Annotated in this window: 14 protein-coding genes; 10 read left to right on the forward strand and 4 right to left on the reverse strand. The window is 66.4% G+C overall.

From position 1 onward, the window contains the following. Positions 1-2 precede the first annotated feature (2 nt). Complete coding sequence (gene hemH / locus ACCQ03_RS01150) at positions 3-968, reverse strand: ferrochelatase (RefSeq protein WP_057679945.1); 966 nt, start codon at positions 966-968, stop codon at positions 3-5. 153 nt (positions 969-1,121) lie between these two features. Between hemH and ACCQ03_RS01155 the strand changes: the two genes are divergently transcribed. The 6 genes from ACCQ03_RS01155 to ACCQ03_RS01180 all read left to right on the forward strand — a co-directional run bounded on the left by ACCQ03_RS01155 (position 1,122) and on the right by ACCQ03_RS01180 (position 5,564). After that, the gene (locus ACCQ03_RS01155; RefSeq protein ID WP_209227476.1) at positions 1,122-2,030 is read left to right on the forward strand and encodes a lipid-binding SYLF domain-containing protein; all 909 of its coding nucleotides are present in this window, start codon (positions 1,122-1,124) and stop codon (positions 2,028-2,030) included. 72 nt (positions 2,031-2,102) lie between these two features. Then, a complete protein-coding gene (tatA, locus tag ACCQ03_RS01160) occupies positions 2,103-2,330 on the forward strand; it encodes a Sec-independent protein translocase subunit TatA (RefSeq protein ID WP_003484969.1) in 228 nt (75 codons plus the stop codon). A gap of 15 nt (positions 2,331-2,345) precedes the next feature. Continuing rightward, entirely contained in the window at positions 2,346-2,972 is a 627-nt protein-coding gene (gene tatB / locus ACCQ03_RS01165; protein ID WP_209227478.1) for a Sec-independent protein translocase protein TatB, read from the forward strand. After that, complete coding sequence (tatC, locus tag ACCQ03_RS01170; protein ID WP_057679942.1) at positions 2,969-3,706, forward strand: twin-arginine translocase subunit TatC; 738 nt, start codon at positions 2,969-2,971, stop codon at positions 3,704-3,706. Before tatB ends, tatC begins: the two co-directional genes overlap by 4 nt. 352 nt (positions 3,707-4,058) lie before the next feature. Beyond that, positions 4,059-5,030 carry an IS5 family transposase gene (locus ACCQ03_RS01175; protein ID WP_150147813.1) on the forward strand — a complete coding sequence of 324 codons (972 nt, stop codon included), beginning with the start codon at positions 4,059-4,061 and terminating at the stop codon, positions 5,028-5,030. 111 nt (positions 5,031-5,141) lie between these two features. After that, a complete protein-coding gene (locus ACCQ03_RS01180) occupies positions 5,142-5,564 on the forward strand; it encodes a hypothetical protein (protein WP_372359839.1) in 423 nt (140 codons plus the stop codon). A 75-nt stretch (positions 5,565-5,639) separates the two neighbouring features. Here ACCQ03_RS01180 and ACCQ03_RS01185 read toward each other — a convergent pair whose 3' ends face one another. Next, positions 5,640-6,539 carry a BPSS1780 family membrane protein gene (locus tag ACCQ03_RS01185; protein WP_057679939.1) on the reverse strand — a complete coding sequence of 300 codons (900 nt, stop codon included), beginning with the start codon at positions 6,537-6,539 and terminating at the stop codon, positions 5,640-5,642. Between the two features lie 59 nt (positions 6,540-6,598). Beyond that, positions 6,599-7,351 (reverse strand): glutamine amidotransferase, encoded by a 753-nt coding sequence (locus tag ACCQ03_RS01190; protein ID WP_039582685.1) that lies wholly within the window; start codon positions 7,349-7,351, stop codon positions 6,599-6,601. 791 nt (positions 7,352-8,142) lie between these two features. On the opposite strand from ACCQ03_RS01190, the gene xopAD reads away from it, so the two are divergent. Then, positions 8,143-16,464: a XopAD/skwp family type III secretion system effector gene (gene xopAD / locus ACCQ03_RS01195; protein WP_342343468.1), complete on the forward strand. Its 8,322-nt coding sequence runs from the start codon at positions 8,143-8,145 to the stop codon at positions 16,462-16,464. A 413-nt stretch (positions 16,465-16,877) separates the two neighbouring features. On the opposite strand, the gene ACCQ03_RS01200 is transcribed toward xopAD, so the two are convergent. Beyond that, a complete protein-coding gene (locus ACCQ03_RS01200) occupies positions 16,878-18,692 on the reverse strand; it encodes a GspE/PulE family protein (protein WP_209227728.1) in 1,815 nt (604 codons plus the stop codon). Between the two features lie 90 nt (positions 18,693-18,782). Between ACCQ03_RS01200 and glyQ the strand changes: the two genes are divergently transcribed. The 3 genes from glyQ (at position 18,783) to ACCQ03_RS01215 (ending at position 23,719) form a co-directional block, all read left to right on the forward strand. After that, positions 18,783-19,691, forward strand: a complete 909-nt coding sequence (gene glyQ, locus ACCQ03_RS01205) for a glycine--tRNA ligase subunit alpha (RefSeq protein WP_057679310.1) — start codon at positions 18,783-18,785, stop codon at positions 19,689-19,691. A 201-nt stretch (positions 19,692-19,892) separates the two neighbouring features. Then, positions 19,893-22,130: a glycine--tRNA ligase subunit beta gene (gene glyS, locus ACCQ03_RS01210; RefSeq protein WP_209227726.1), complete on the forward strand. Its 2,238-nt coding sequence runs from the start codon at positions 19,893-19,895 to the stop codon at positions 22,128-22,130. Further along, positions 22,130-23,719 carry a tetratricopeptide repeat-containing sulfotransferase family protein gene (locus tag ACCQ03_RS01215; RefSeq protein ID WP_150147350.1) on the forward strand — a complete coding sequence of 530 codons (1,590 nt, stop codon included), beginning with the start codon at positions 22,130-22,132 and terminating at the stop codon, positions 23,717-23,719. The genes glyS and ACCQ03_RS01215 overlap by 1 nt, the downstream gene beginning before the upstream one ends. Positions 23,720-23,841 lie beyond the last annotated feature (122 nt).

Here is a 23,841-nt window from a genome sequence, read left to right on the forward strand (position 1 = left end):
CCTCACGCGCGGCGCGCCACGGCGGCCAGCGCGTGCGCGTGCGCGTCGCTGGCGTTGAGGCAGGGGATGTAGCTGAGCGTGGCACCACGTTCGGCCAGCGTTTCGGCAAAGCCCAGCGCCACTTCTTCCAAGGTTTCCAGGCAATCGGTGGCAAAGCCCGGGCAGACCAGGTCGAAGCTGCGCACACCGCCTTCGGCCAACGCCCACAGCGTGGGTTCGGCGTACGGCTGCAGCCAGCGTTCGGCGCCGAAGCGCGACTGGTAGCCCATCTGCCACTCGTCCGCTCCCAGTCCCAGCGCTGCCACGATGGCCTGCGCGCTGCGTTCGCACTGCTGCGGATACGGGTCGCCGGCATTGGCCACGCGCTGCGGCAGGCCGTGGAAGGAGAACATCAACTTCTCGCTGCGGCCATGCACCTGCCAGTGCGTGCGGATCGACTCGGCGATCGCGGCCACCCAGCCGGCGTCCGCGCAGTAGTCCTGGATCACCTCCACCGCGATCTCCGGCGCGCTGGTGCGCCACGCATCCACCACGTCCTGGATCGAGGCGGTGGTGGTGGTGGAATACTGCGGATACAGCGGCAGCACCACGATGCGCTTGATGCCGCGTGCGCGCAGCCCTTCCAGCGTCTTGCGCAACGCCGGCTCGCCGTAGCGCATGGCCCATTCCACGTGCCAGTCGGGCATGACCGCTTGCAGGCCTTCGGTCAGGCGGCGCGTGTAGACCGCCAGCGGTGAGCCCTCCGGCAACCACACCTTGGCGTATTTTTCGGCCGATTTCGGCCCGCGGATCGGCAGGATCACCCCGTACAGCAGCGGCTTCCAGAACAGTGGTGGAATCGCGACCACGCGGCGGTCGCTGAGGAACTCGGCCAGGTAGCGGCGCACGGCCGGGGCGGTCGGCGATTCGGGAGTGCCCAGGTTGACGACCAGCAGGGCGGTATCGGGTGTCGTGTTCATGCGCACCATTCTGGCAGAGCCGGGCAGCGCTGCCGACAACAGCGCAACGATCGCTGCGATCGGCCCTGTCTTGTATGCCGGTTGCGCTCACCACCGATTCATTGCGCCGGCACTAACGTCGCGGCATTGCTATCTTTAACGGATTCTTCCTTGGAGCTTGTCATGCCTCGTTTGTCGCGCCTGGCCCTGTTGTTGTCGCTGACGTTGGTCGCCGGCCATGCCGTCGCCGGCCCGGAAGAAGACCAGCGCGCACGCAATGCGGTGCGGGTGCTGACCGAGATCATGAAGATCCCCGAGCAGGCCATTCCGGACAAACTGCTCGACGAGGCGCGCGCCATCGTGGTCATTCCCGACACGCTGAAGGCCGGCCTGGTGATCGGTGGCCGCCGCGGCCACGGCCTGATGTCGATGAAGAATCCCGACGGCAGCTGGTCGCAGCCGGTGTTCGTCAAGCTCACCGGCGGCAGCATCGGCTTCCAGGCCGGCGTGCAATCGTCCGACGTGGTGCTGGTGTTCCGCAATGACCGCAGCCTGGACAACATCGTCAACGGCAAGTTCACCCTCGGCGCCGACGCCGGCGTGGCCGCAGGCCCGGTCGGGCGCAACGCCGCCGCGGCCACCGACGGCCAGCTCAAGGCCGAAATCTGGTCGTGGTCGCGTGCCCGTGGCCTGTTCGCCGGCGTTGCGCTGGATGGTGCGGTCCTGCAGATCGACGATGCCGCCGACCTCAATGCCTACGGCAGCGGCGCGACCCCGCGCATGATTTTCGAAGGCCGCACCAACGAACGTCCGTCCACCGATGTGATCGCCTTCCGCGACCGGCTGGAAGAGGCGACCTACACCGCACGCGCCAATCGCAGCACCGACGCCGCCGCCGATGGCGCGCCGCCGGCACCGCGTCCGCAGACCCCGCCACCGGCGCAGGCACAGCAACCGGCCAACGTGCCGCCGCCGGCCAGCGAAGCCAGCACCGTACCGATGCAGCCCAGCACCACGCCGCCCGCCCAGCAAGGCTTCCAGCCGGTTTCGGAGGGCGAAATCCACACCGAATCCCTAGACGGCAACCGCTGACGCACTGTCATCCCCCTGCGCGGTGCGCTGGGGTATCCTGCGCGTTCCATCTTTCAAGCAAGCGAGCAGATCATGGGCGGTTTCAGCATTTGGCACTGGCTGATCGTGCTGGTGATCGTGTTGCTGGTGTTCGGTACCAAGCGGCTCACCAGCGGTGCCAAGGATCTCGGCAGCGCGGTCAAGGAATTTAAGAAAGGCATGCACGACGACGACAAGCCGGCCGGCAAGCTCGGCGACGACTCCCGCACTGCCGAGCAGGCGCGTGAGGCGCAGGCCGAACGCGACCGCGACGCGCGCTGATCCGGAGCGGCGTCGGTGTTTGACATAGGTGTTGGCGAACTGACGCTCATTGCGGTCGTCGCCCTGGTGGTGCTCGGCCCCGAGCGTTTGCCCAAGGCGGCCCGGTTTGCCGGATTGTGGGTGCGCCGTGCCCGAATGCAGTGGGATTCGGTCAAGCAGGAACTCGAACGCGAACTCGAGGCCGAAGAGCTCAAGCGCAGCCTGCAGGACGTGCAAGCCTCGCTGCGCGAGGCCGAAGACCAGCTACGCACTACGCAGCAGCAGGTCGAGCAGGGCGCCCGCGCGCTGCACGAGGACGTCGGCCGCGATATCGACATCCGCGCCAGCGCCACGCCGGTGGCAACGCCGCTGGAACTGGCGCATGCGGAGTTGTCTGCCAGCCCCGATGTCGATACGGCAGCAGGCGCAACCGAAGCGGCTGGAGCTGCACACACCGCGCCGGTGATCGCGCAGGCTCAACCCATTGCGCCAGCGCCGCAGCAACCCTTGGTCCCGGCTCCCCACGACACGAGAGTGCCCGCGCCGCACGCCGCGCATCTTGCCAGCGCGCCCGAGGCGGTCGCCGTCGCGCCAGTCGATGTGGGCACACCGGCCGCGTCGATACCCAACGCGCCAGCCAAGATCCAGGAGAAACAGCCGTGAGCCTGTTCGACGACGCACAGGCCGAAAGCAGTCTGATCGAGCATCTGGTCGAATTACGCGCTCGCCTAGTCCGCGCGCTGATCGGCCTGGGCGTGGTGTTGCTGGCCCTGCTGCCGTTTTCGCGGGCGATCTATTCCTGGCTGGCCGCACCGCTGATCTCGCAACTGCCGCTGGGGCAGACGATGATCGCGATGAATCCAGCCGGCGCCTTCTTCGCTCCGCTCAAGCTGACCTTCTTCGTGGCGGTGTTCTTCAGCGTGCCGTGGCTGCTGTATCAGGCCTGGGCATTCGTGGCGCCGGGGTTGTACCAGCGCGAAAAGAAGCTGGCGTTTCCACTGCTGGCCTCGGCGGTCGCACTGTTCTACATCGGCTGCGCGTTCGCCTATTTCCTTGTGTTGCCGGCGGTGTTCCACTTCCTGACCACGTTCAAGCCGGATGTGATCGCCATTACCCCGGATGCCAATTCGTACCTGGATTTCGTCCTGGCCATTTTCTTCGCCTTCGGCGCCAGCTTCGAGCTGCCGGTGGCCTTGGTGATTCTGGTGCTGCTGGGCTGGGTCAGCCCCAAGCAGCTCAGCGAAGGCCGCGGCTACGCCATCGTCGGCATCTTCATCCTGGCTGCCGTGCTCACCCCGCCGGACGTGGTCTCGCAGCTGATGCTGGCCATCCCGATGTGCCTGCTCTACGAGCTGGGCATCATTGCGTCTCGTGCGGTAGGGCCGAAGGAAAACTAGATGTCATGGAAAGCTCACAGAAAGCGCCCGTGAGGGACATGGCTGTTCTGTGCAGTCTCGCTGAGTTACCCGACGGCTCGCTGAGGGTGATTCTCGATGACGTCCGCAAAGGTCACGGGCCTGGCACGTGGGTATCCGAGAGCCTTTTTACCTTCAACGACTATCCTTCTGGTTGCCTCAGCGACTTGGCATCAGTGCCTGAGGCGGAGCTGGCAGACGTTGGTTATAACGTGTTGGCGCGCTTGCTTGCCAATAACAGGCTTGGCACCTAACAGCTCAGGCCTCTAGGGAAACTCTGAACAATCCATCGTGATCTGCCACAATCGATCAACGACCCGAGTAGACGATTTCGATGCAGCTGACCTTCGGCGACGCGGAGTACAACGGCAAGCGCAAGCGGACGCGGCGTGAGGTGTTCTTGGCCGAGATGGACCAGGTCGTGCCGTGGAAGGACCTGCTGGCGCTGATCGAGCCGCACTACCCGAAGTCGGGGCAGCCGGGGCGACAGCCGTATCGGCTGGAGACCATGCTGCGCATCCACTTTTTGCAGCAGTGGTATGCACTGAGCGATCCATCGGCGGAAGAAGCGCTGTACGACACGGTGTCGATGCGCCGTTTCGCCAAGATCGGCGGGCTGGATGAGGTGCCGGACGAGACGACGATTCTCAACTTCCGCCATCTGTTGGAGCAGCACGATTTGGCGCGCAAGCTGTTCAATCGGGTCAACGCGCACCTGTCGCGCAAGGGGCAGAGCTTGCGCGGCGGGACGATCGTGGACGCCACGATCATCGCTGCGCCCAGCTCGACCAAGAACAAGGATGGCGAGCGCGATCCGGAGATGCACCAAACCAAGAAGGGCAACCAGTACTACTTCGGGATGAAGGCGCACATCGGGGTGGACGATGACTCCGGGCTGGTGCACCACGTGGAGTGCACGGCGGCCAACGTGGCCGATATCACACAAGCGCACAAGCTGCTGCACGGCAAGGAGGACACGCTGTGCGCGGACAGCGGCTACACCGGGCTTGAGAAACGCGAGGAGATGAAGCGCAAGCGCAAACTGCGCTACCTGATCGCGGAGAAGCCCTCGAAGCTGAAGCAGATTAAGAACAAGCGCGAACTGAAGTTGGCCAAGCGCTGGGAGCACACAAAAGCCAGCCTGCGTGCAAAGGTGGAACACCCGTTTCGGGTGATCAAGCGCCAGTTTGGCTACGTCAAGGTGCGCTATCGCGGTTTGGCGAAGAACACCGCACAGATGCTGATGCTGTTTGCGCTGTCGAATCTGTGGCTGAAGCGCAAAGAGTTCATTACCGCCGCGGGGTAGGTGCGCCCGTAATCGGGACGATACCCCGAAAAAGCGCCAAAAACGGCGAAAAACCGAGGATCTGAGCGCGGTCACCGCGACCGATATGGCTTACCACATCCTCCGATCGCGTTGTTCAGACCTTCCCTAGCGTGGCGGGGCCTTCAATTCAGCCAGCCGACGTTTGCTGACTTCATTGTCGCCCCACAATCCGGACTTATCGTCGCGGTCATGGAGAATCCCTATGACTTGCCTTGGGTCCTTATCGGCATCGCCACCGGCATTTTTTCAGGTTCATTGCATACAGCAGGCAGGTTCCGTCTGCTGATTCAGATGCTGGTACTCGCTCTTGGCACCTTACTGTGCTGGCGCCTGACGTCTCTGTCAGTCGCGTGGTCCTACGAACATCCCTTCAACCCCAACGATGGAGCAGCGAGGGCAGTTGCCCACTTGTTCGGCTGGATCGTCGGTCTTGTGTTTTTGATCTTGCCGAGTTTCTTTCTCACGCTGTTGGTACGCACCTCTTATGTGCGTCGCAAGAGGCGAGGCAGGTAGCAACATCCACGCAGCGCAATCGGTTTTCCATGCAACGTGCGATCGCGATTAAGTGCGCTCCTAAGGCTCGCAAGATCAAGCTGCAAACACATCCGGCCGGGATGGCGGGGCTGGTTGGGCGGCGGCGCCGTCGTGGGTGAACATCTGCTTCCATGCGGCGTAGACCGAGCCGGCGAATACCGGCATCAGCACCGCCATCAGCAGCAGCTGGGCCAGCCACATCGCCACGGTCTGGCCGGCGATCAGGCCGACGATCAGCGCGACGATCATGACCGCGAAATAGATCGCGAAAATGGCGATGAAGGCCAGCACGAAGAACACCAGCATCGCCGGCAGGTTGTGCAGGCTGGCGCGCAGGCTTTCGCGCAGCGCGTGGCCGCCGGTGCTGCGGTCGAACATCACCTGCGGCGGCATCACGAACAGCGCCAGCGTCATTGCCGCGAAGGTGGCGATGGTCAGCAGCAGCCACAGCAGGATGCGCCCGGCCGGCAGGCTGGCGGCCAGCTGCTCGATCTGCACCGGATCCGGCTGCGCGCCGGACTGGCTGATCTGGTTGATCTTGACCATCACTTCGGACAACTGCTGCAGCCCGCTGGCGCCGATCATCGCCAGCAGCAGCACGCCCAGCAGCAGGCCGGCGATCAGCTGCGGCAGCAGCGACACCAGCAGATGCGGCGCGCGGCCGTCCTGCAGGCCGTGCAGCAGATGCGACGGTTTGGCGACGCGGCCTTCGTCCACTTCACGGATGGCCCACAGCAGGCCGCCCATGAACAATGGCCCCGCCAGCACCAGCAGGAACTGCAGAGCCGGACCCAACAGCGGCACCAGCACCGAGAGCGACACCACCAGCGAGGCGGCCACGCTCCAGATCACCCCCATCGAGCCAAGCGCCAGCGGCGCCCGCTTCAACAGCGAGAAACCGGTCAACAGCCACTCTGCGCCGGCAGATGCCGGCACCTTACGAATTTCGCTCATTCCCATTCCGGATCGATACGCGCGCCGGACCATCCGGCGTCACGCGATTATCGCTGCTTTTACGTGTGCGCGGCGGGACGAGCGCTCACGGTTTGCAACCGGCGTGCATGATGCACGAAGCGGCGCAACAGCTTGCGGGCGATGGGGGCGGCGGTGACCTCGCGGGCGACCGTGCGGGCGCAACGCCCGTGGCGGGCGATGCAGTCGGCACGCGCCTGCACATAGCCGCGCATATGGTGGGTGGCGAATTCGGGGTGGAACTGGACGCCCCAGGTGGCCCGGCCCCAGCGGAAGGCATGGCAGCGGTCCTGCCGGGAGTGCGCCAGCACGATGGCGCCATCCGGGGCACGCACGACCGTCTGCAGATGGGTGGCATGGGCCGGGAACTGCGGCGGAAGCCCTGCGAATAAAGGATCCTGCTCAGCCGGCGGGTGCAGCTCCAGCGCGATGGTCCCGGATTCGCGCCCGGCCGGGTTGTAGTCGACCTCGCCGCCCAGCGCGTGCGCCAGCAACTGGTGCCCGTAGCAGATGCCCAGCAGCGGCATGCCCTGATGGGCGGCATGGCGCAGCCATTCGGCACTGCGTTCGCTCCAGTCGGCGCGGTCGGTGACGAAGGCCGCCGAACCGCTGACGATGATGCCGGCAAAGTCGGCCGGATCGGGCAGCGCGTCGCCATTGGCCACGTCGATGGCCACCGTTTCCTGCTCGGCCAGCCCGGCCGCCACGCGGATCCAGTGCGGAAAACGGCCGTATCGCCTCATCTCCGGCACGGGCTGCCCGGTTTCGATGATCAGGAACGGCAAAACGGACATGCGCGAAGATCCGGACACGACAGATGTCCCCGATTGTAGGCGGCAGCGACGCATCTTTTTCAAGCTGCGCTCCAAGACGCGCGCTGCCGGTCATTGCCAAATGACATGTGCTGATTCCCTCGCAGGGAGATGCCGATGATGGTAGCGGTGGTCGTCGACGGGTGCATGCCCTGATATCGGCCGAAAAACGCACCGCTGCAATGACAGTGCCCGCGCGCCGTCGCTGTGGTCAGGTCGAGGCGAGGTTCGGCTGGATTAGGATGGAAAAACATCGAATCGTGCATAACCACCCGAAGACGGTGCTTGACGGCTGCGCAGCACGTCGCCGCGCCGGCGTGCTGCATCCCATACGTTCAATCCTTCAATGCGTTGGGGCCATCGGCCCAACGCGCAGCGCGCGTCGCACACGTCGTCGATGCTTCGTATCGAACAAGTCGCTCGCGGGTAGATTGACTAAAAATTTCGGGCATGAAGACCCATGCCGCCAATCCAAATGCGTTCCGCACAAACCCGCCTTTCGCTCATGAAGAAAAGCCCAGGCTAACGAAGGATCAGGCAGCGGCCAGCACTAGCGGCACGCATCAACGGCTTGGACTGCCGCCTAGAAAACGGCGGAGGATGGAGTCGGATGACCCAGGGGCATCGACGCGCGACAGGCAGCCCTTGACGGCAAGTGCCGTAAAAAAGAGCAACGCGATGCCAGCGAAGGTGCACGCGACGGGCGCTTTCGGCACTGGCAGCCGGCGACCGTCAAAAACGAGTGCATCGAGACCGAGCGGTACCCGGACAAGGTGAGCGCCGACGTCGGCGCCTCTTCGTCGCATCGTCGGCCGCAACGACCGACGCAGCATGGTTGGGACGCGCGGGAAAATGTTCGACCGAGCGAACGGCAACCCGACCGAATCGGAGGAAAACGATCGCGCGAAGAGCAAGAGCCCGCTCGGCAGTCAAAGCGGTCAGTCCATGGCACCAGGCTGACATCCGAACTGCGTAGGGCCGAAGAGCAGCTGGACGCGGCGGCACAAAAACGGCTACAGGCGCAGCGACAGCAACAGCAGCGGCAGTTGAGCGAGCTCCATGGAATCGGGCGTAATCACAACGCCAGCCTGTGCGTGTCGATGGCATACGACAACGAGCTGGCGCATTGCATGCGCGGCGAGATGGCGTTGCCCTTCCTGGAAGAAAGTCTCCATGCGCAAGTCAACGCCAATCGGCTCGACAAATACCTCCAGCTGGTTGCCAATGCACAGCGCGCCAGGGGAGCAACCTCGCGCGATCTTGGTCGTTGCACCGAGCTTGCGGCGCAGTACCTCTACCAGACCGGGTGGTTCGAAGGCGCATCGCTGAAGCAGCTGGCGCATGTGGGCAACAAGCTGAGCAAGCACCCGCACCAGCCCGCGTGCATGGAGGCAATTGGGTGGATCGCCGGGCAAGTCGATCAGGCCGATGATCTGCGGGGGCTAGCTGGCTACCCGTCCGCCCTGCTCCTGAACGCCTTCGCAAAAAATACCGACAGCGGTCGGTGTGAACGCGCGGTGGCGCGTGTGGCACGTCACCTGCTGCGTGATGACCAAGCCCGGCAGTCTCTGAGTGCGCAGAATATCAGCCTGGCACTCAATACCTTCAGCAAGTGGTCCGATCATCCGGATTGCCAGGACGCGGCGCATCGGCTCGCCGCACGTGTCGCCAGCGACAGCCGGTTGCGTTATGCGATGGATGCGCAGAGCGTGGCGACCACGCTCAACGCCCTGAGCAAATGGCCCGACACGGCAGTTTGTGGAGGCGCCGTCGGCGCGCTGGCCGAGCGGCTGGCGGACGAGGTCCGGTTGCGCAAGGACCTCAGTCCGCAAGAACTGACCAATGCGCTCAACGCCCTGAGCAAATGGCCCAATTCGCCGGTCTGTGCGGCTGCCGCCAGTGCGCTGGCCGGGCGGCTGACCGACGAGCCCGCGTTGTGCGCGGCCCTGGATCCCATCAATGTGGGGCAAGCGCTCAACGCCCTGAGCAAATGGCCCACTTCGCCGGTCTGTGCGACCGCCGCCAGCGTGCTGGCCGGGCGGCTGGTGGACGACTCTACGTTGTGCGAGGCCTTGCAAGGGCGAGGCGTGTCCAATGCGCTCAACGCCCTGAGCAAATGGTCCGACGACGCGGTCTGTGCGGCCGCCGTCGCTACGCTGGCCAGGCGGCTCGCCGACGATCCCGAGTTGCGCGAGGACCTGGACCCGCAAGGCGTGTCCAACGTCCTCAACGCGCTGAGCAAATGGCCCGATACGCCGGTCTGTGCGGAGGCCGCCAGTGCGCTGGCCGAGCGGTTGTTAGACGAACCCGATTTGCGCCAGGCCCTGGATCGCCAAGGCGTGGCCAACGTGCTCAACGCGTTGAGCAAATGGCCCGATACGCCGATCTGTGGGCAGGCCGTCAGTGCACTGGCCTGGCGGCTGGCCCACGAGCCGGAGTTGTGTACGGCCCTCGACGCGATCAACCTGACCCAGGCGCTGGGTGGCGTGAGCAAATGGCCCGACGACCAGGTGTGTGCGTCCGCCGGCAGCGCGCTGGCCGCGCGGCTGGCATGCGAGCCCGATGTGTGCGAGGCCCTGAAGCCGCAAGAAGTGGTCACCGCGCTGCATGCCCTGAGCAAATGGCCCGACGACGCGGCGTGTGCGTCCGCCGCAAGCGCGCTAGCCAAGCGGCTCACCGACCCTGACATATGCGCGGCGCTCGACTGGCTCCTGATGACCACCGCGCTCAAAGCCTTGAGCAAGTGGTCCGACAATGCGAGCTGTGCGGCCGCCGCCAGCGCACTGGCCCAGCGGCTGGCCGACGAGCCCGGGTTGCGCCAGGCCCTCAACGCGCAATGCGTGGTCGTCGCGCTCAACGCCCTGTGCAAATGGCCCGACATGGCCGATTGCGCCGAGGCCGTCAGCGCGCTGGCCGGGCGGCTGGTCGACGAGCCCGACCTGCGCGAGGAACTTGGCCCGGTAGACGTGACCAACGTCTTGAATGCCTTGAGCAAATGGCCGGGCACCGAGGTCTGTGCGCACGCCGCCCGCAGGCTGGCAGGGCGCCTGGTCGGCGATCCCCTGTTACGCAAGGCCTTCAATGCACTGGACGTGGCCAATGCGTTGAATGCCTTGAGCAAATGGCCTGACACGCCGGCCTGTGCAGCTGCCGCCAGTGCGCTGGCCGAGCGGCTGGCCGCCGATCCCGGGTTACGCAAGGATCTCAATCCATTAGACATGGCCAACGCGCTCAATGCCCTGAGCAAATGGCCCGGCACGCCGGTCTGTGCGGCCGCGGCCAGCGCACTGGCCGCACGGGTGGTTGCCGATTCCAGGTTGCGCAAGGCCTTCGACGCGCAGCAAGTGTCCACCGCGCTCAACGCCCTGTGCAAATGGCCCGAGACGCCGACCTGTGCCGCCGCCGCCAGCGCGCTGGCCGAGCGGCAGCGACGCGAGCCTGAGTTGCGCGACACGCTCAAGGCGCGAGAAATGACCAACGCGCTTAACGCCCTGAGCAAATGGCCCGACACGCCGGCCTGTGCGGCCGCCGCCAGCGCGCTGGCCGCACGGGTGGCCGCCGATCCCTGGTTGCGCGACGGCTTCGACGTGCAGCAAGTAGCGACTGTGCTCAACGCGCTGAGCAAGTGGCCCGACAACGCGGCCTGTGCGGCCGCCGCTGGCGCGCTGGCCGAGCGGTTGGTCGATGAACCGGAGTTACGCCACGCCCTGACCGCGCATGGCGTGGCCACCGTGCTCAACGCCCTAAGCAAATGGCCCAACATGCCGGTCTGTGCGGCCGCCGCCAGTGCGCTGGCCGAGCGATTGGTCGACGAACCGGAGTTACGCCACGCCCTGACCGCGCATGGCGTGGCCAGCGCGCTCAACGCGCTGAGCAAATGGCCGGACATGCCGGTCTGCGCGGCCGCGGCCAGCGCGCTGGCCGAGCGGTTGACCGACGACTTCGAACTGTGCGCGGCGCTGGACGCTTCCAACCTGCCCCAAGTGCTCAACGCCGTGAGCAAATGGCCGCACCTGCCGGTCTGTGGCGAGGTGGTCGACGCGCTGGCCGAGCGATTGGTCGACGATCCCGAGTTGCGCAATGCGCTCGACCCGCTCGGGGTGGCCAGTGCGCTCAACGCCATGAGCAAATGGCCCCAGATGCCGGTCTGCGCGGCTGCCGTCGACGCGCTGGCCGCACGGCTGGCCAACGAACCCGGGTTGCGCAGGGATCTGGATCCGCAAGGCGTCGGCAACGCACTCAACGCCCTGAGCAAATGGCCCAACACGCCGGTCTGCGCGGCCGCCGCCAGCGCGCTGGCCGAGCGGCTGACCGACGATGCCCGCTTGCGTCATGCCTTCCACCCGATCAACGTGAGCCAAGCGCTCAATGCCCTGAGCAAATGGCCCGGCACGCCCGTCTGCGAGACAGCCACCGACCTCTTGGCTGCGCGGCTGTCCAACGATGCCGCGTTGCGCAAAGGCCTGGACCCGCAAGGCGTGGCCGTCGCGCTCAACGCGCTGAGCAAATGTCTCGCCAGGCCGGCGTGCCAGTCGGCATTCGTGCTGCTCGCCGAGCGCGCAGGCTCGGCCGAGCAGCCGTGGCGGCAGTTCCAGATGCGTGGGATCGCGGTGATGGCCAACGCGATGTCCCGGCTGTTGCAGCTGGACGATGAGGACGATGAACAGTTCCAGACGTTGGGTGTCGCCAAGCTGCAGGCGATGGCCGGTCACCTGGACCTGCACCGCGAGCGGTTTGCGTCCGCCTCGGCCGCCGATATCGGCGTGCTCTTCAAGGCCCTTGCATCGGCGCGGCTGCAACGCCAGATGCGTCCGCTGGGGGAGCCGGCGCTGGAGCGGGTGTCGGCCCTCATCGGGGACGATGGATTACGCCAGACCAGCCTCGAGGGGGTCGGCAGCCTGTGCATGGGACTGTTGCCGCTGATCCGCAGTCCGGAGCTCAGGTCCCGCCATCGGGGCCAGGCATTGCGCGTGTTCGATGCGTTGCAGCCCATCGTCGCGCGCAAGATCGACCTGTATCTGCGCGGCGGCGAGGAGGGCGCGTCGGCCGACGTCGAAGAACATGCGACACGCTGCCCGGCGCTGACCTTCTACCAGGTGCTCAAGGCCTACGCGGTGGTGAGCCGGCAATGGAAAGCGCGCCATCTCGACGGCCCGCGCAAGCAACTGCGCCAGCGCCGCGACGAGCTGGTGAAGTGGGTGGACCTGACGCTGGCGCGCACGCGCGAGGCGATCGAGGCGGACCTGGGCGAGATGAGCTGGAACCTGATCGCGCAGATCGAGGCCGGCGAGCAGGTGTTCGACGCCCTGGACCTGCGCATGGCCAAGGAAGCGCCGACGATCACCCAGGCCCATCCACCGACCCGCTTCGACCTGGACAGTGGGCGCTTGAGCATGTCCACGGTTCCCGGTCGGCCGGTGGCGCCGGCACCGGGCCGCGGCAGCACGACCCATGTGGTGGTCGATCTGGTGGGCAAGGAGCTGTCGACCAATCGGTCCGAATCGGACAAGCCGTACTCGCTGTTTGCGCGCCTGACCGGGCTGCCGCTGGTGGAGGTTCAATTGCCTGGTGAGCTATCGACCTTCATGCTCGCGCGGACGTTCAACTACAACGGCGAGCCCTGGCGCTTCGACCTGTTCGGCGGCAGTCGCGCCGCGCGCAGCAAATCCGGCAGCAGCAGTCTGGTGATGTCCCAACGCAAGGAGTCGGCGTCGCTGTTGCCGGCATTCCGCTATGCCGACACCGCCCCGGGCAGCAGCCTGATGCAGTTGGCCGCCAAGCTCGCTCCGCAACGCGAGGACTGGTCGCGCATGCAGCGCTCGCTGCTGGAGATGGTGCCCAGTGACCATGTCGTGGAGGGCACGCTGCGCCTGGGCGTGTTCGATGACGTCGAGGGCCCTGCGCATCCGTTCAAGCCGTTGGCGGTGGATGGCACTGCGCTGGCGCTGTGCCCCAACGATGGCTGCGGTTTCCTGAAACTGGAGGTGGCCTTGTCCATTCCGGCCTTCCGCAAGCACTACGAGGCCTGGCACGCCGTGCAGGCCAACCAGGCCACCGAGGAGCAGCGCGACCTGGTGGCCAAGGACAAGGGCCCTTCGCTGATGCCACCGCAGGCGCTGCACCATTACCCGCGCGATGCCGCGGCACTGGAAGAGGCGCACGCGGCGATGCAGGGCCGGTTGCAGACACTGGAGCCTACGGGCGATGACCCGTTGTGGGTGTACCGGCCGCTGATCAGCGGCGGCTACCAGGGCCAGCGGGTGCGGGCGGTGCCGTCGGCCGACGACAAGGTGCATCTGCCGCAGCAGCGCAGCCAGGCCTTCGACCTGGCCGGCGGCCCGTTGCTGCTCGGCAAGCCCCCCTACGACAAGGAGAATCTGCTGCCGGTGCCCGAGCAACGCATCGCCACCATGGCCAAGGGCGACGCCACCGCCGCGTTCCTCTCGCAGTGCTTCGGCATCCAGTACAGCTACACCGGTTTCGACGATCGCTCCGGTGTCGATCCGCAGATGCTGCACAGCAAGGGCATGCTGGTGGTCGTGCCCGAGAAGCAATGGCCGGCCGCGTTTGCCGACACCGACCTGGCCTGCTCCAAGGAAGATCTGAAGACGCTGTCGTGCTGGACCAACGGCCGCGACCGCGGTGCCTTGCCGCGCGACATCCTCAGCACCGGCAGCCTGCGGCTCAAGGACATCGTGGAGCCTGGGCGCCTGGGCGCACTGCCGATCGACGAGTTGCGCAAACGCGACATGGACACCGACGGCGACGACGCCTTCATCTACGCAGGCTACCCCAAGCTGGCCGCGCTGATTTCGCAGGTGATGGACCGCAAGGCCACGCTCGGTCGGCAAAAGTCCTTTAAGCCGCCGAAGACCGCCACGCCGGCCATCGACCCGGCCACCGGCCACTACCAGCCCGGGCGGCTGGCCGAGATCATGGCGCTCAAGCGCGGTCAGCGCATCACCTCGGCGGCGGCCACGCTGGCGGCGCGTTTCATGGCGCAACCGGACGCGCTGCGCGCAGCGATGGCGCGCGAGATGATGTTCGGCACCTACGATGGCATCGAGCGCGAGTTGCGCAACGGTTTGCGCGAGCTGCTCGAAGAGCCGGCCCGCGATCCGCTGGTGTTGGCCACGCTGCGCGTGCAGGCACGCGAAGCGATCGAGCGCGCGCATCTGCCCGAAGCGCGGGAAGCGGCCGCATTGCTGCACGCGCAGCTGCTTGCGCTTGAGACGGACCCGGCCGCCGACAGCGCCGCGCCGGCGTTGCCCGAGGCCGTGGCCGAAGCGTTTCCCGGCCTGGCCAAGGCCTACGCGGCCGCTTCTGGCGTCGAGGCGCGCATCCACGCCATCCTGGACAACTACCCGGTGCGCCGGCTATCGCATGCGCAGTTCCCGGCCGGGCAACCCGGGCTGGTCCCCGGCGAGCCGGAACTGACCATGCGCAACCTGTTCACCATTGCGGTCAAGGTCGGCACCGATGCGCTGAAGTCCGACACCGGCACGGCGTTGTTCGCCAAGATCGTGGAGGCCTGCGAACGGTCCGAGCGCAGCTTCGCCGAGCGGGTCCGCGTCCCGCCATACAGCAGGGCGACCGCCCGGGCCATGCAGGACGGGCGCTTCGATCCCGAACAGACCAAGCTGCTGCTGCAGCGCATGCCGTCGATGGCCGCCGGCGTCATGGAAGACGCGCTGGAGGCGCTACAGCAGGCCGGCTGGATCGCCCGCGCGCAGCCTCCGGCCGAGCGGCTGCGCGCCGTGCAGCCGCAGGACATTGCGGCTGAGGCACAGGCCTTGCTCGAGCGCGCTCGCCAGATGGAGCCGCAGGTCACCGACATGCTGCAGCGCATTGCCGCCCGCCATGGTGGGCAACTGGCCGGCACGCAGCATCAACTGAAGTCCTACGGTTCGTTGCAGGAAAAGCTCCAGCAGCGGGTGGCACTGAAAAAGCAGACGCTGGAAGAAGCGGCGGCGGGCGTCAACGATGCGCTGCGCTACAGCGTGGTGCTGGAACCGCAGGACTTCACCGCCGGTCTGCGCGCCACGCTGGCTGCACTGGACGATGAGGGCCATGCACGGGTCAAGCTGACCAATCAATTCACCGATTACCCGCCAGTCTTCAAGGCCATCAATGTCACGCTGCGCAGCCCGGAGGGTGCGCTGTGGGAGATCCAGTTCCACACGCCGGAGACCTTCGCGCTCAAGGAGCGCTTCCACGATCTGTACAAGCGCGCCCATGCGCTGGCGGTTGGCGGGGCGTCGCGGGCCGAGCAACGCACCCTGCAGGCGCCTGCACTGGAGGCCTTCAAGCGCGTGGCCTCGCCGCCAGGATGCGAGGAGATCGACAACTGGCAGGAAGAGACCGTGCCGGCGTTGCCAAGCGCCACGCCCACGCCCGGCGCCGAGCAGGCTGCCGGCACTGCAGACCCATCGTCGGCATCCGCTGTGTTCGACACCGCCGCAAGCAAGCAGGCGGCGCTGACCCCGGTGCTCGACACGCTGGCCGAAGGCTTGGGCGCGCGGCTCTGGGGCAACGTGCGCTACGACGCCAAGCAGGGTCGGATCGAGCAGGTGCAACAGGCCCCGTTCCAGAAATCGGTCGCCTCGATCAAGGACAAGATCCGGCGCCATCTACGCGCCGGCATGACTACCGAACAGGCCGCGCAGAGCGTGGGCGATGCGCTGCGCTATGCGCTTGAGCTGCCGCCCGAGGGCTTCGTGATCAAGGTGCTGGCGGCACAGGACGCACTGCGTCGGCAAGGAATCACGTGCGTGAAGCTGAAAAATTACTTCACCTCGGGAGACGGCACCTACCGGGGCATCAATGCCAGCTTCACCGACGCCGAGGGCTACGCGTTTGAAGTGCAGTTCCACACGGCCGAGAGCTTCAACGCCAAGGCGCAAACGCACCTGCCGTACAAGCGCATGCAGTTGGCGCAGACACGACTGGACAGGGAGCGGCAAAAACCTCAACCCGATCCGGTCAGGCAGGCAAAACTGACGCAGGAGATCGCCGCGCACCAAAAGGCCATGCACGAGATGACCGCCAAGGTGCGCAAACCCGCCGGGGTCGAGCGTCTGGGAGCGCGCGCATGAGGGCCAATCCATCTTCCGCAACGTGGACAAGTGCGACAGTTGGAAAGATCGAGCTGCGGGCCAGATGGCGTCTGCACCATGACGGCACGAGCGCCGAGTTGCACTGGTGCGGCAACCTCGAGCGCGTGCGGCGCGCATTCGCGGCCGGGTGCGTCGGTCGCCGTCATGGCGATCGAGCGCTTGGCGTACGAAAACGGCGTGGAAACCGGACGTGTTTCTGCGTGCGTGCCCACCGACAACGTGCCTGAGCGAATGGGCGATCGGCAGGGATCGGTCCCACCGTGCGCAAAAAATTTTCTACGCAATCCCCGACCCTCGATGCCTTGCGGCCGCGAGAATCCCCCCGATCATGCACGCGCGTGCCGCCCGCCAACCACGCCCAAGCGGCGTGCTCACCAGCACGGAGGATTCGCTTACTCCCGCGGCGGCAGCACCGACAGCACTTCCTCGATGGTGGTCAGCCCGGCGGCGACCTTCTCCAGGCCGGTGCGGCGCAGCGTGCGCAGGCCTTCGCCGCGGGCCGCCTGGCTGAAGCTGGCTAGTTCGGTGTCTGGACGGATCAGGGTACGCAGGCGCGGGGTGACCGGCAGCAGTTCGTACAGGCCCACCCGGCCCAGGTAACCGGTGCGGCGGCATTCCAGGCAACCGACCGGCGCGTGCACGTTAAGCGTCTCCGGCAGCGCTTCGCCCGGCTCGCGAATCGCCGCCCAGTCGGCGTCGCTGAGCGTGTGCGGGCGCTTGCAGTGCACGCACAACGTGCGCACCAGCCGCTGCGCCAGTACGCCGTTGAGGGTGGAGGCCACCAGGTAATGCGGCACGCCCAGATCGAGCAGGCGGGTGATCGCCGACGCCGCATCGTTGGTGTGCAGCGTGGACAGCACCAGGTGCCCGGTGAGCGAAGCCTGCACCGCCATCTGTGCGGTTTCCAGGTCGCGGATTTCGCCGATCATGATGATGTCCGGGTCCTGGCGCAGCAGCGTGCGCACGCCGCTGGCGAAATCCAGGTCGATGTTCTGCTGCACCTGCATCTGGTTGAATTCCGGCGCGATCATCTCGATCGGGTCTTCCACGCTGCACACGTTCACGTCCGGCGTGGCCAGGCGCTTGAGCGTGGAATACAGCGTGGTGGTCTTGCCCGAGCCGGTGGGGCCGGTGACCAGCACGATGCCGTGCGGTCGCTCGACCAGCGCGCTCCAGCCGGCGGCTTCTTCGGGGCTGAAACCGAGCTGCTCGATGCTCTTGAACGCCGAATCCGGGTCGAAGATGCGCATCACGCACTTTTCGCCGAACGCGGTGGGCATCGTGGACAGGCGCATTTCCACCTCGCGCCCGCCCGGCGAGCGGGTCTTGATGCGGCCGTCCTGCGGGCGGCGGCGTTCGGCCAGATCCATACGCCCGAGCACCTTGATGCGGCTGACCACTGCGGTCATCACCGACGGCGGCACTTCCAGCACCTTGTGCAGCACCCCGTCGATGCGGAAGCGCATGCGCCCGGCCTCGCGCCGCGGTTCCAGATGGATGTCGCTGGCCCGCTGTTCGTAGGCGTACTGCAGCAGCCAGTCGACGATATGCACGATGTGGTGATCGTCGGCATTGACGTCGCCGGCACGGCCCAGTTCCACCAGCTGTTCGAAGCTGGGCAGGCCGGCATTGGGTTCGGTGCTGCGCGCATCGCTGCGCGCGCCGCGCACCGATTGGGTCACGCCGAAGAACTCCATCGTGTAGCGATGCAGGTCCAGCGGGTTGATCAGCGCCAGCTCGATACGGCGCCGGCTCAAGTGCTGCACGTCGGCCAGCCACTCCAGCGCCAGCGGCTCGCTGGTGGCGATCAGCACGCGCTCGGCATCCAGCGCCAGCGGCAGGATGCGATGGCGTCGCGCATACGCATGCGAGACCACGCCGGTGACCGCGGCCACATCGATGCGGGTGGGGTCGATGCGCAGATAGCGCAGCCCGGTGCGGGTGGCCAGCCATTCGGTCAGCCGTTCCAGGCCCAGCTCGCCGGCCGGCGGCTGGGCGGCATGCAATTTCAGATTGGCCAGCAGCACCAGCGGATGCACATCGCTGGCGGTGCGCGCGCCGCCAGCGGAGAACTGCACGCGCTCGTGTTCGTGCGGTACCACCATGCCGTCGGCCAGCAGGGCCGCGGCCACCGGGTCGAACATCAGCCGGCCGCGCGGCAGCAGTGCCACGGCGTTGTCCGGATCGGCGGTGCGCCGCTGTTCCATGCGTGTTCTTCCCCAGCAGCGGTGCTGCGCGGCAAAGCGCCGCGGGTCGGCCGGTATACTAGCGCACCCCTCCCGTACGGCCCTTGCTGCATGTCCGATTCCCGGCGCGTTCCAATCACTTTCCAGGGCCTGATCCAGACCCTCAACCAGTACTGGGCCGAGCAAGGCTGCGTGCTGATCCAGCCGCTGGACCTGGAAGTGGGTGCGGGCACGTTCCACCCGGCCACCTTCCTGCGCGCGCTGGGACCGGAGCCGTGGAATGCCGCCTACGTGCAGCCCTCGCGCCGCCCCACCGATGGCCGCTACGGCGAAAACCCCAATCGCCTGCAGCGTTATTACCAGTACCAGGTGGCGATGAAGCCCAACCCGGACAACATCCAGGACCTGTACCTGGGCTCGTTGAAGGCACTGGGCATCGACCCGTTGGTGCACGACCTGCGCTTTGTCGAAGACAACTGGGAATCGCCCACGCTCGGCGCCTGGGGCCTGGGCTGGGAGGTCTGGCTCAACGGCATGGAAGTCACCCAGTTCACCTACTTCCAGCAGGCCGGCGGGCTGGAGTGCAAGCCGGTGCTGGGCGAGATCACCTACGGGCTGGAACGGCTGTGCATGTACCTGCAAAGCTGCGACAACGTCTACGAGCTGGTGTGGACCTACGGCCCGGACGGCGCCGCAGTGACCTACGGCGATGTGTACCACCAGAACGAGGTGGAGCAGAGCACCTACAACTTCGAACACGCCAACGTGGCCGAGCTGTTCCATCGCTTCGACGCCTGCGAAGCCGAAGCCAAGCACCTGGTCGAGGTCGGCCTGCCGCTGCCGGCGTACGAGCAGGTCACCAAGGCCAGCCATGCCTTCAACCTGCTGGATGCGCGCCGCGCGATCAGCGTCACCGAACGCCAGCGCTACATCCTGCGCGTGCGGGCGCTGGCCCAGGGCGTGGCGCAGGCGTACTACGCGCAGCGCGAGAAGCTGGGGTTTCCTGGTGTCAAACGCTGATGCCGGCGCCTTGCTGATGCAATGCCCTTCCCCCGCATGCGGGGGAAGGTGCCCGCAGGGCGGATGGGGGCGGTCCGCCATCCGACCTGGCACCACCCTCATCCGGCGCTGCGCGCCACCTTCTCCCGCCAGCGGGAGAAGCACATCCTCCAGTCACCTTCGTCCGTTGACGGCAGAAGGAACAAGCAAGGTCCACCTGACATGAGCGAACACTTTCCCCTGCTGATCGAACTGGGTACCGAAGAGCTGCCGGTCAAGGCGCTGCCGGGCCTGGCGCAGGCCTTTTTCGATGGCGTGCTGAGCGGTCTGGAAAAGCGCGGCGTTGCCATCACCCGCGGCGATGCCAAGCCGCTGTCCACCCCGCGTCGTCTGGCGGTATTGCTGCCGGGTGTGGCCACCGAGCAGCCGGAGCAGCGCTCCGAAGTGCTGGGGCCGTATCTCAACATCGCCCTCGACGCCGAGGGCAAGCCGACCAAGGCGCTGGCCGGTTTCGCCGCCAAGGCCGGGATCAACTGGACCGCGCTGGAGCGCACCAGCGACGCCAAGGGCGAGCGCTTCGTGCATCGCGCGGTGACGCCGGGCGCGCGCACGGCCGACTTGCTACCGGAGATCCTGCGCGAGGCCATCGCCGCGATGCCGATCCCCAAGCCGATGCGCTGGGGCGCGCACGAATATGCCTTTGCACGGCCGGTGCAGTGGCTGGTGCTGTTGTTCGGCAGCGAAGTGATTCCGGCCGAATTGCTGGGCGTGCGCGGCGACCGCATCACACGCGGGCATCGCTTCATGCATGAGGGCGCGGTGTTGCTGGCGGCGCCCGGCGAGTACATCGATGCGCTGCGCAGCGCACATGTGCTGGTGGATCCGGACGCACGCCGTGCCCGCATCGTCGACGAAGTGCAGGCGGCCGCCACGCAGGCCGGCGGCAGCGCACGCATCAGCGACGACAACCTGGAGCAGGTGGTCAACCTGGTCGAATGGCCGGCGGCAGTGCTGTGCAGTTTCGAACGCGATTTCCTGGCGGTGCCGCAGGAAGCGTTGATCGAAACCATGGAGATCAACCAGAAATTCTTCCCGGTGCTGGATGACGGCGGCAAGCTCACCGAGCAGTTCATCGGCATCGCCAACATCCAATCCAAGGACGTGGCCGAAGTGGCCAAGGGCTACGAGCGCGTCATCCGCCCGCGCTTTGCCGACGCCAAGTTCTTCTTCGACGAAGACCTCAAGCAGGGCCTACAGGCGATGGGCGAAGGCCTGTCCAGCGTCACGTATCAGGCCAAGCTGGGCAGCGTGGCCGACAAGGTCGCGCGCGTGGCGGCGCTGGCCGAGGCGATCGCACCGCAGGTCGGTGCCGACCCGGTGCAGGCGCGTCGCGCTGCGGAACTGGCCAAGAACGACCTGCAATCGCGCATGGTCAACGAATTCCCGGAATTGCAGGGCATTGCCGGGCGCCATTACGCCAAGGCCGCCGGCGAGCCCAGCGAAATTTCGTTGGCCATCGACGAGGCCTACCAGCCGCGGTTCGCCGGCGACGACATCGCGCTCTCGCCGTCGGGCAAGGTGCTGGCGATTGCCGAGCGGCTGGATACCTTGGCCGGTGGCTTTGCGGCGGGGTTGAAGCCGACCGGCAACAAGGATCCGTTTGCGTTGCGGCGGAATGCGCTGGGGTTGGCGCGGACCATCATCGAGAGTGGGTTTGATCTCGATGTGCGCGGCGCACTGGCTGCCGCTGTCCATTCTTCCAGTACTGCGATCTTGTTTACCAAGGCAGCCAAGCAACAAGCTGACGCCGCCGTTGCCGAAGGTAAGGGTGTCAAAGTTGCAGAGGTACAGGTTGGGGGCGGTCACATGGCAAATGACCACGAAACCGCGGACGAAATCTTCGACTTCATCCTCGATCGCCTACGCGGCTACTACGCAGATAAAGGCGTCCCTGCCACGCACTTCAATGCCGTCGCAGCCTTGTTTTCCGCCGCGCCCGAAGGCGCCCCTTCACCGCACGGCGTAGGAGCGCACCTGGGCGCGACCCTTGGGTCCCTCTACGACTTCGACCGCCGCATCGACGCCATCGGCATCTTCGCCCAGCTGCCCGAGGCCGAAGCGCTGGCCGCAGCGAACAAGCGCATCCGCAATATCCTGCGCAAGGTCGAGGGCGAGATCCCCGGCGACATCGACACGACCTTGCTGCGCGAACCGGCCGAAGAAGCGCTGGCCGAAGCGGTGGAAGCAGCCATTGGCGACACCGGCGATGCCTTGCATCGTCACGACTATGTCGCCGTGCTCGCACGCCTGGCACGCCTGCGTCCGCAGGTGGATGCGTTCTTCGACAGCGTGATGGTCAATGCCGACGACCCGCAGCTGCGTGCCAACCGCCTGGCGCTGCTCAAGAAGCTCGGCGAGCGTCTCGGCAGCGTGGCCGCCATCGAGCATCTGTCCAGCTGATGTCCAGGCCGGCGGGCGCGCTGCACTGGCAGACCGCCCGGGCTGCGTTGGCGCGGCGCGACCTGGGCGTGGCAGCGTCTGCACTGCAGGCGCTGCTGGAGGCCGAACCGACGCATGTGGCTGCACGCGTGTTGCTGGCCGGCACCGTGTTGGCCAACGGCCGCATGCGCGACGCAGTGACTCAGCTGCAGCTGGCCGCCCGCGATGTGGGTGACGACGTGGCGATGCGTTGCCGTGTGGCGCAGGCCTTGTTGCGCGTGGGCGAACATCACGTGCTGCATGCGCTGCTGCGGCATCCCTCGGTGATGCAGTGCCGCGACGGCGCGACCTTGGCCTTGCTTGCCCACGTGCACCAATCCCTGGGCGAACACGTCGAGGCATTGGCGATGATGCAGCGCGCGCAGACTTGCGGATTCGATGGCCCGGACTTCCGTTTTTTTCTTGCGGTGCAACTGCAGTTCAACGGTCGCCTGGATGACGCCGCGCAGGCGTTGGAGCAGACCCTGGCGCTGTCGCCCGGCTACGGCCGTGCAGCGCTCACGCGTGCGCGGCTGCGCCGTCAGACCCCCGGCAGCAACCATGTCGCGCCATTACGTCAGCAGTTGCAGCTCGCCAGACCCGACAGTGAAGATCGTGCCGGGCTGGCGTTTGCGTTGTACAAGGAGCTGGAAGACCTTGGCGACACCGCTGCAGCCTGGGACGCGCTGCAGCACGGCAATGCCGTAATGCATGCACGTCTGCGCCACGATGCCGATGCCGAAGCCGCGCTGTATGCGCAACTGGGTGCGTTGGCTGCGCGGGGCGTGTTCGCAGCGCAGCAGGCTGGTAACGGACAAGGTCCGCAGCCGATTTTCGTGCTCGGCCTGCCGCGTTCGGGCACCACGGTGCTGGAGCGCATGCTGGGCAATCATTCGCAGATCGTGTCGGCCGGCGAGTTGAACGACTTCGGTCATCAGTTGCGCTGGGGCGCCGACCAGGCCGGCCGCAGTCTGCTCGACGCGCAGTTGCTGCAGGCGCTGCCCACGCTGGATTACGCACAGATTGGTGCGCGATATCTGCAACAGACCCAGTGGCGTGCCGGATCGGCGCGCTGGTATATCGATAAATTGCCGGCCAATGCGGTGGCGATCGGCGCGATTGCGCGCGCACTGCCGGGCGCGCCGATCGTGCACCTGGTGCGCGAGCCGATGGCGGTATGTTTTTCCAATTACCGCGCGCTGTTCGGCGATTCGTATGCCTACAGCTACGACCTGCACACGTTGGCACGTCACTATCAGGCGTATCACGGTTTGATGGCGCAATGGCGCGCGGCATTGCCGGGCCGGGTGATCGATGTGGACTACGCGCAGATGGTGCGCGATCCCTCCACAATGCTGCAGCAGCTGATGGCACATTGCGGGCTGGACGTCGAGCCGGGGCAGATCGACATCACGCGCAATGCCGCAGCGTCTGCCACGCTGAGCAGCGTGCAGGTGCGCGAGGGCGTGCACAGCCGCAACGTGGAGGAATGGCGCCGCTATGCAGTCCAGCTGGAGCCTTTGCGGCAGGCGTTGTCGCAGGCAGGTCTGCTCGATGCTGGCGTGCATTGACAGCGGCCATTAGGTCTTGGGCGGCGCACCAGGCGCGCTGCGAGCACGTTTCATCGGCCTCCAGTTCGATGCGCACCGAAGCACTCGCCCCGATGGACGGCGGTTGCGCCAGCCGGGTCTGC

It is taken from the genome of Xanthomonas sp. NCPPB 3569 (assembly GCF_041475645.2).
Taxonomy (GTDB): Bacteria; Pseudomonadota; Gammaproteobacteria; order Xanthomonadales; family Xanthomonadaceae; genus Xanthomonas; species Xanthomonas phaseoli.